We start from the raw sequence: 2,478 nt of genomic DNA, 5'->3' as shown, positions 1-2,478 counted from the left end.
GGGTGTATTCGCGGGACGCGAAGTTCACCCCGGCTCGAGAAGCGTTGGATAACCCCAACTTCCGGCTGATACTGACTGACCCGGAAACAATTGAGGCCCGCACTGATCCGTGGGATCCAGACAGCGCTCCGACCCGTGCGCAGACCGAGGCCGCCCGCCACGCCGAGATGGCCACAAAGTATTTGGCGGAAGGGGATGCCGAGCTCAACGCGATGCTGGGCATGAAACAAGCCAAGCGGGAAATCAAACTCATCAAGTCGACGACAAAGGTGAACTTGGCCCGCGCCAAAATGGGTTTGCCGGTACCGGTGACATCGCGCCACACCTTGTTGCTTGGACCACCGGGTACCGGGAAGACCTCGGTAGCACGCGCTTTCACTAAGCAGCTGTGCGGATTGACCGTGCTGCGCAAGCCGCTCGTGGTCGAGACAAGCCGCACCAAGCTGCTGGGTCGGTATATGGCCGATGCGGAGAAGAACACCGAGGAGATGCTTGAGGGTGCGTTGGGTGGAGCGGTCTTCTTCGATGAGATGCACACCCTGCACGAGAAGGGCTACACCCAAGGAGACCCCTACGGCAATGCGATTATCAATACGCTGCTGCTGTACATGGAGAACCATCGCGACGAGCTGGTGGTGTTCGGAGCGGGCTACGCCAAGGCGATGGATAAAATGCTCGAGGTGAATCAGGGTCTGCGACGGCGGTTTTCGACGGTGATCGAGTTCTTCAGTTACACCCCCGAAGAGTTGATCGCGCTGACCCAATTGATGGGCCAGGAGAACGAAGACGTCATCACTGAGCAAGAGGCACAGGTGCTGTTGCCGTCGTACACCAAGTTCTACCTGGACGAGACCTATTCCGAAGACGGAGATCTGATTCGGGGTATCGACATGCTCGGCAATGCCGGCTTCGTGCGCAATGTAGTGGAGAAGGCCCGCGACCACCGTAGTTTCCGCCTCGACGACGAGGACCTCGATGCGGTGCTGGCCAGCGACCTCACCGAATTCAGCACGGACCAACTGCTGCGGTTCAAGGAGTTGACCAGTGCCGACCTGGCCGAAGGCCTCAGTGCGGCGGTGGCCGAGAAGAAGTCATCGTAGCCTATGGCGGCCCGGCGGCAATGTCGCGGGCGTACCTGCGCCGGCTCCAGCTGAAACGTCTCGCTGGACTTCGTATCCGCGGCACCACTGTGAACGGCTGATTTGTGTTGGGCTACTGCAGTGTTGCAAACGTCTGGCAGTTGCCTTGACTCACCTTGCCCCGAGTGCCACGATGGCCTGTGCAAGCACCTCGCTAGGTGAGGCGTCTGCACGGATATAGGCCACTGACCTCGAACGTCGAAAGACGCCCAGGGTCAGGACAGCTCCTCCCGGATTAAGGGTTGAGCCCAAGTGGCTTCCGACTCTGATTGAGCCGGATACGCCGTGTGGTGCCAAAGCTCTGACGAGAGGGGTGCCGTACTCGGGTATTTCGTGCCGAGCCGTCCTCCCCACAGTGCAATGTGCGGCACCCTCGTGTGCCTCGGCCGTGAGGAGGTGAGAGCGAAATGAGTCCCGACGATAGTCCGTATTCCAAATCGACGACCATTTCGTTGCGACCCGACCCGGGCACCGTTTCCACAGTCTGAATCGGCTTACCCCCGAAAGATCTGATCCGATCGTCTCCGCTTCGCGGATTCGTGTGAGTGAACTGCGCCGAAAGTAGCTCCGGAGGTAGCCACAGAACTTCGGGTTTGGTCTCTTTCCGTGAGGAGAAGTCCGATGTCGTTTGTCTTTACTTATCCAGAAGCGTTAGCTACGACGGCTGGTCACCTAAGCAGGGTTGGATCCGTGATGGCTACCCAAAACACGGCTGCGGCAGCTGCGACCACAGGGCTGCTTCCTGCCGCCGCTGACGCGATATCAGCCTTGATCGCAACACAATTCAACGCACACGGCGCGATGTACCAGGCGGCGAGCGCCCAAGCGATGGCAGTGCACGAGCTGTTTGTCGCGATTTTGGGTGCGAGCGCGGATTCCTATGCGGCCACCGAAGCCGCCAACGCGATCGCAACCAGCTAGACGAGGAGCGTAACGATGACTGCAGCACTGGACTTTGCCACGTTGCCGCCCGAAATCAACTCCGCGCGCATGTATGCCGGGGCTGGCTCCACGCCACTGCTGGCCGCCGCGTCGGCTTGGCGTGGGTTGGCCGTAGAACTGCGTTCGACGGCGCTGTCGTACGGCTTGGTGCTGACGGCGCTGACGAGCGAAGAATGGCATGGACCCGCAGCGGCGTCGATGGCAGCTGCGGCCAGGCCATATCTGACGTGGATGAGCACCGCAGCCGGGCAAGCCGAGCAGACTGCCGTGCAGGCCGAGGCTGCCGCGGGGGCTTATGAGTCCGCGTTCGTCGCCACGGTTCCCCCGCCGGCGATTGCGGCCAATCGCGCTCAGCTGGTGGCGCTGACTGCCAGCAACGTCCTAGGCCAGAACACAC

3 protein-coding genes and 1 riboswitch are annotated in these 2,478 nt (G+C 60.9%); all 3 genes read left to right on the top strand.

Annotated features, from left to right (window positions below; genetic code table 11):
* On the top strand, positions 1-1,100 hold a 1,100-nt coding region (gene eccA, locus AC2VOU_RS17415; RefSeq protein ID WP_486958494.1), incomplete at its 5' end, for a type VII secretion AAA-ATPase EccA.
* 182 nt (positions 1,101-1,282) lie between these two features.
* Positions 1,283-1,459: riboswitch (M-box (ykoK) riboswitch) on the top strand.
* Between the two features lie 301 nt (positions 1,460-1,760).
* The gene (locus tag AC2VOU_RS17410) at positions 1,761-2,060 is read left to right on the top strand and encodes a PE family protein (RefSeq protein ID WP_054880006.1); all 300 of its coding nucleotides are present in this window, start codon (positions 1,761-1,763) and stop codon (positions 2,058-2,060) included.
* Positions 2,061-2,075: 15 nt separating this feature from the next.
* Positions 2,076-2,478, top strand: a 403-nt coding sequence (locus AC2VOU_RS17405) for a PPE family protein (protein ID WP_486958493.1), incomplete at its 3' end; no start/stop codon positions are given.

It is taken from the genome of Mycobacterium sp. TH-M25 (assembly GCF_057473665.1).
Note: the sequence above shows the minus strand (reverse complement) of the source record. Positions and strands in the feature narration are given on the sequence as shown.

Coding starts and splice junctions, on each gene's coding strand:
- AC2VOU_RS17410 (WP_054880006.1), top strand. CDS start 1,761: ATGTCGTTTGTCTTTACTTATCCAGAAGCGTTAGCTACGACGGCTGGT.